The sequence below is a fragment of the Phenylobacterium sp. genome (assembly GCF_004799395.1).
Lineage (GTDB): Bacteria > Pseudomonadota > Alphaproteobacteria > Caulobacterales > Caulobacteraceae > Phenylobacterium.
The window spans coordinates 1-6,519 of sequence record NZ_SSMZ01000345.1 but is presented as its reverse complement, the minus strand read 5'-3'; the positions used below and the strand labels follow the sequence as shown (position 1 = coordinate 6,519).

At 65.3% G+C, this 6,519-nt stretch carries 3 protein-coding genes; all 3 read right to left on the bottom strand.

What is annotated here, in order from left to right:
• Window positions 1-1,869 (bottom strand): S9 family peptidase (locus E8A12_RS22660; RefSeq protein WP_293373175.1); only part of this gene is annotated, 1,869 nt, incomplete at its 3' end.
• Window positions 1,870-2,009: 140 nt separating this feature from the next.
• On the bottom strand, window positions 2,010-6,200 hold the full coding sequence (gene rpoC, locus E8A12_RS22655) for a DNA-directed RNA polymerase subunit beta' (RefSeq protein ID WP_293373173.1): 4,191 nt from the start codon (window positions 6,198-6,200) through the stop codon (window positions 2,010-2,012).
• Between the two features lie 121 nt (window positions 6,201-6,321).
• On the bottom strand, window positions 6,322-6,519 hold a 198-nt coding region (locus tag E8A12_RS22650; RefSeq protein WP_293373171.1), incomplete at its 5' end, for a hypothetical protein.

Sequence of the window (6,519 nt, the reverse complement as noted above, 5' to 3'; positions counted from 1 at the left end):
GTCGACGAGCGTGACCATCTCCACGGGCTTTCCCGCCGCCTTCATCGCATCGGCCATGTGCTGCGTTTGCTCGAAGGGTACGACCGTGTCCTTGTCGCCATGGATCAGCAGCACGGGTGCGCGGATGGCGGCGGCCTGGTGCGCGGGCGACGTGGCGACCAGCTTCGCAGTGGAAGATCCGGCGAGCATCTTCCTAAGTTCCTGGAAGCCGCCGGTGTCCGTGCCGAACAGTCGAACCTGCTCCACCACGAACAGGCCAAGATCCGAAACGCCTGCGATGGACGCGGCGCAGCGATAGGCGTCCGGATGCAGCGTTACGCCCGCCAGCGCCGCGTAGCCGCCATAGCTCGCGCCGACGATGCACACGCGGGTCGGATCGATGTCGCCGGAGGCGGCAGCAGCGGCAATCCCATCCAACAGGTCCGTCTGCATCTTGCCGCCCCACTCGCCTTGCCCGGCGTCCTCGAACGCCTTGCCGAAGCCCCACGATCCGCGGAACTGCGGTTGCAGCACGGCGTAACCTCGCGTGGCCAGGAACTGCGCCAGGAAGTCGAATTCGTAGGTGTCACGGGCCCCCGGCCCACCGTGGGGCAGGACGATCAGTGGCGCCTTGGCGCCCTGTGCCTGCGCGCCGGGAGGTAATGTAAGGTAGGCGGGAATCTCCTGACCATCGCGCGCCTTATAGGTGATCCAGCGCGTGGTCCCGAAAACCGCGCCCTTCAGTTCGGGGTACTCCTCGCCTATCGGCGAAAGCTCCTTGCGGGTCTTGTCGAACAGATACCAGACCGACGGCGCGCCTGGCGCGTCGACCTTGGCGACAAAGCGGGTCCGATCGGTGGACCAGCCGGTCAGTTCTACCGCCTTGTCCTTGAAGACCTTGCTGAGAGCGGTGTGAACCGCGCCGATCTCAGGATCGAGCCAGTCGAATTCAGGCTTCTCGCCGCCGGTCCTGATCCCAACCGCGGTGATCCGATAGGGATCCCAGACCAGGATCGGATTGGTCATCGGCTGAGCGGGGCCAAGGGGCTTGGTCGTTCCGTCAGTGAGGCTCTTGAGCACAAGCTGCCCGTCCAGACCCAGGTAGATGGCGTCATCCGGTTCGGAATAGCCGTAGAACTGCCGTCGGCTGTCATAGTCGCCGCCCGCCCAGACCCTCGACCACTGGCGCGCGCCCTTGGGCCGGCCCCATACGGAGAAGTCGTGAGACAGTTGGTCGATCTCGAGGCGAACGCGCGCCTGACCGGTCGAGTCCACTTCCCAGGTTACAGTGTCGTAGTCGCCCCGCTCGGTAAGGTTTCCCGTCCCGGTTTGAGGATCGACGCTCCACAAGGCGGCGACAAAGGGATTTTCGACCCCCTTTCGCGCGATGTGGGTGTTCATATCGGAGCTCGGCCCCTCCGAAAGCACCAGGCCTTCGACAAAGGCGCGCGTCGGCGTGGCGGCGGGCGTCCCTAACACTGCCTGGTGGATGATGAACCTTGAGATCGAGTCCTTACCCAGGAGGACGTTGAGCAGCTCGCCCTTGGCGCTGATCGCGATGTTTCGTTCCAGCCGGTACTCGGTGCGCGGCCCCTGCTTGTCGAGGACCGCGATCCTGGCCAGCACATAGTCGTTGCCCGCCCAGGTCAGGCCGACGCCCTCGACGTTGCCCAACGGCACCGTCGGCACGTCCGTCTGGTCGATGGCGCCGATGGAGACAAACCGCTGGTCGGAAGCGCCGCCCAGGATGGCGACCCGTTTCCCGTCCGGCGAAAGTTTGGCGGTGACGATCGCCGGGATGCGGCCGAAGGCTGAGGCGGGTGGCGGCTCGGCGAGCGCCGGCGTCGCCGTAACAGCGGCTGCGGCCAGCGCCGCCAGACAGATTTTCAAAGGAACCCCCCGATCCCAGATTGAAGGCTAGGCTACATGCATTTCCACATGGATCAATCCCCGGTTGTGGGGCGCAAAACCAAAGCGGCCCGGGATCGCTCCCGGGCCGCTCGGTACGCTTACTGACTGGAGCTCTTGGACTACTCGACCTTCTCGGCCTCCGCCTCGACGGCGATGGCTTCCGGAAGCGGCTCCATGGCCTCTTCGCGGCTGGCCGTGAGCGCTTCGTCGCGCTTGGCGGCGATGCGCTGCAGGTTGCGCAGGTACGAGCCGGTGCCGGCCGGGATCAGGCGACCCACGATCACGTTCTCCTTCAGGCCTTCCAGGGTGTCGACCTTGCCCTGGACAGACGCCTCGGTGAGGACGCGGGTGGTTTCCTGGAAGGACGCCGCCGAGATGAAGCTGCGGGTCTGCAGGCTCGCCTTGGTGATGCCCAGCAGGACCGGCTGGGTGAGCGCCGCACGGCCCCCGCGGGCTTCGGCCTTGGCGCTCTCCTCGTCCACTTCGATCTTGTCGAGGTGGTCGCCCTTGAGCAGGCCGGTGTCGCCGGGTTCGAGGATCTCGACCTTCTGCAGCATCTGACGCACGATCGTCTCGATGTGCTTGTCGTTGATCGGCACGCCCTGCAGTCGGTAGACCTCCTGGATCTCGTTGACCAGGAAGTCGGCCAGGGCCTCGATGCCCAGGATCCGCAGGATGTCGTGCGGGTCCGGATTGCCGTCGATCAGGTACTCGCCCTTGCGGATCACGTCGCCGTCGTGAACGGCGATGTGCTTGCCCTTGGGGATGAGGAACTCGACCGCCTCGCCGCCGTCTTCGGGGGTGATCTTGATCCGGCGCTTGTTCTTGTAGTCGCGCCCGAACTCGACCCGGCCGTCCATCTCCGCGATCACCGCGCAGTCCTTCGGACGGCGGGCTTCGAAGAGTTCGGCTACCCGCGGCAGACCGCCGGTGATGTCCCGGGTCTTGGCGCTTTCCGTGGGGATCCGGGCCATGACTTCGCCCGGCTTCACTTCGTCGCCGTCGCCGATCGACAGAACCGCGCCCGCCGGCAGGAGGTAACGGGCCTCGCCGCCGTTGGAGATGCGCATGTAGGCGCCGTCTTCGCCGATCACCGCCATGGCCGGACGCAGGTCCGAACCCTTGGTGGAGGCGCGCCAGTCGATGACCACGCGGTTGGTGATCCCGGTGGCTTCATCGGCTTCCTCGCGGACCGACATGTTCTCCACCAGGTCTTCGAACCGCACCTTGCCGCCCACTTCGGTGATGATCGGGGTGGTGTAGGGGTCCCATTCGGCGAGGCGTTGGCCGCGCTTGACCTTCTCGCCGTCCTTGACGCGCAGGCGCGCGCCGTAGGGGGGCTTGTAGGCTTCGCGTTCCTTGCCATCGACCAGGACGGTCAGGGCCAGGTTGCGGCTCATGCCGATCAGGTGGCCTTGCGAGTTCACCACGGTGTTGCCGCCGGCGATCTTGACCACGCCGTCGTTGCCGCTTTCGAAGAACGACTGCTCGGCCACCTGGGCCGTGCCGCCGATGTGGAAAGTCCGCATGGTCAGCTGGGTGCCGGGTTCGCCGATGGATTGGGCGGCGATGACGCCGACCGCTTCACCGATGTTCACCGGCGTCCCGCGGGCCAGGTCGCGGCCGTAGCAGGCGCCGCAGACGCCGACCTTGGTCTCGCAGGTCAGCACCGAGCGGATCTTCACCGACTGGACGGCCGCGGCCTCGACGAGGTCGCACATGTTCTCGTTCAGATAGGTGTCGGCCGGCACGACCACTTCGCCGGTGTTCGGGTCCTTGATGTCCTCGGCCGCGAAGCGTCCCAGGATGCGCAGACCCAGCGAGACCAGCACGTCGCCGCCTTCGACCACGGCGCGAAGGGTGATGCCCCGCGTGGTGCCGCAATCTTCCTCGGTGATGATGCAGTCCTGCGCCACGTCGACCAGACGGCGCGTCAGATAGCCGGAGTTGGCGGTCTTCAGCGCGGTGTCGGCCAGGCCCTTACGGGCGCCGTGGGTGGAGTTGAAGTACTCCTGGACGGTCAGGCCTTCCTTGAAGTTCGAGATGATCGGCGTCTCGATGATCTCGCCGGAGGGCTTGGCCATCAGGCCGCGCATCCCGCCGAGCTGCTTCATCTGGGCCTGCGAACCGCGGGCGCCGGAGTTGCTCATCATGAAGATCGAGTTGATCTCCAGGTCGCGGCCGTTGGCGTCCTTACCGGCGGTGGAGACCTCGGCCATCATCTCGTCGGCGACGCGATCGGTGGCCTTGGCCCAGGCGTCGACCACCTTGTTGTACTTCTCGCCCTTGGTGATCAGGCCGTCGGCGTACTGCTGCTCGTATTCTTCGACGAGCTTGCGGGTTTCGGTGACGATCGGTTCCTTGCGTTGCGGAATGACGATGTCGTCCTTGCCGAAGGAAATACCGGCCTTGGCCGCTTCCTTGAAGCCCAGCGCCATGATCTGGTCGGCGAAGATGACCGTCGCCTTCTGACCGCAGTGCCGGTAGACGATGTCGATCAGGTTGCCGATCTCCTTCTTCGTGAGGTTCTTCTCAAGAAGCCGGTGGCCGACCGCCGGGTGTTGCGGGAACAGGGCCGCGATCTTCATCCGGCCCGGCGAGGTCTCGATGACCTTGCGGACCAGATTGCCCTCGGCGTCCATCTCAGCGTAGCGCGCGCGGATCTTGGAGTGCAGCGACACCACCCCGGCGTCCAGCGCCTGGTCGATCTCGTTGAGGTCGGCGAACGCCTTGCCTTCGCCGGGCTCCCCGTCGCGCAGCAGCGACAGGTAGTAGAGCCCGAGCACGATATCCTGCGACGGCACGATGATCGGCCGGCCGTTGGCGGGCGACAGGATGTTGTTCGTGCTCATCATCAGCACGCGCGCTTCCAGCTGAGCTTCGAGGCTGAGCGGCACGTGGACGGCCATCTGGTCGCCGTCGAAGTCGGCGTTGAAGGCCGCGCAGACCAGCGGGTGCAGCTGGATCGCCTTGCCCTCGATCAGCTTGGGCTCGAACGCCTGGATACCCAGACGGTGCAGGGTCGGCGCGCGGTTCAGCAGCACCGGGTGCTCGCGGATCACCTCGTCGAGGATGTCCCACACCGCCGGCTGCTCACGCTCCACCATGCGCTTGGACTGCTTGACGGTGCCCGACAGGCCCTTGGCGTCCAGCCGCGCGTAGATGAACGGCTTGAACAGCTCCAGGGCCATCTTCTTCGGCAGGCCGCACTCGTGCAGCTTCAGTTCCGGGCCCACCACGATGACCGAACGGCCCGAGTAGTCGACGCGCTTGCCGAGCAGGTTCTGGCGGAAGCGGCCTTGCTTGCCCTTCAGCATGTCGGCCAGCGACTTCAGCGGACGCTTGTTGGCGCCGGTGATGACGCGGCCGCGGCGGCCGTTGTCGAACAGGGCGTCGACGGCTTCCTGCAGCATCCGCTTTTCGTTGCGGATGATGATGTCCGGCGCGCGCAGCTCGATCAGGCGCTTCAGGCGGTTGTTGCGGTTGATGACCCGGCGATAGAGGTCGTTCAGGTCGGAGGTGGCGAAGCGGCCGCCGTCCAGCGGGACGAGCGGGCGCAGTTCCGGCGGGATCACCGGCACCACGGTCAGGATCATCCACTCCGGCTTGTTGCCGCTCTCGATGAAGCTTTCGATCAGCTTCAGGCGCTTGGACGCCTTCTTCAGCTTCATCTCCGAGGTGGTGGTGACCAGCTCTTCGCGCAGCTTGTCGGCTTCCTTGTGGAGGTCGAGGCCCTTCAGCAGGCCCTGGACCGCCTCGGCGCCGATCTCGGCGGTGAAGCTGTCGTCGCCGAACTCGTCCTGGAAGCGCATGTATTCGTCTTCCGAGAGCAGCGAGTGCTGCTTCAGGGGCGTGAGGCCCGGCTCGGTGACGATGTAGTGCTCGAAGTAGAGCACGCGCTCGATGTCCTTCAGCGCCATGTCGAGCATCATCGAGATGCGGCTCGGAAGCGACTTCAGGAACCAGATGTGGGCGACCGGGCTGGCCAGCTCGATGTGGCCCATCCGCTCGCGCCGGACGCGGGCCAGGGTGACCTCAACGCCGCACTTCTCGCAGATGATGCCCTTGTACTTCATGCGCTTGTACTTGCCGCACAGGCACTCGTAGTCCTTCGTCGGACCGAAGATGCGGGCGCAGAAAAGGCCGTCGCGCTCCGGCTTGAAGGTCCGGTAGTTGATGGTCTCGGGCTTCTTGATCTCGCCGAACGACCACGAGCGGATCTTCTCCGGCGAGGCGAGCGCGATACGGATCTGGTCGAAGGTCGGAGCGGCCTGGACCGGATTGAAGATGTTCAGGACTTCCTGGTTCATCTTGGTTCCTTCTGCGGGATCTGCCCGCGAAAATATTTAAGGGAAAACAGCGAGGGCGGAGCGCCCTCCCCGGCCAAATCCCTTGCAAGCAAAGGAGGGCCAGGGAGGGCAATAGCGTCCGTCAGCTGTTCTCCAGCTCCACGTTGAGGCCCAGGGAACGCATTTCCTTGACCAGCACGTTGAAGCTTTCCGGAATGCCGGCCTCGAAGGTGTCGTCGCCGCGGACGATCGACTCGTAGACCTTGGTCCGTCCCGCCACGTCGTCCGACTTCACCGTCAGCATTTCCTGCAGGGTGTAGGCGGCGCCGTAGGCTTCCAG

Coding starts and splice junctions, on each gene's coding strand:
- rpoC (WP_293373173.1), bottom strand. CDS start 6,200: ATGAACCAGGAAGTCCTGAACATCTTCAATCCGGTCCAGGCCGCTCCG.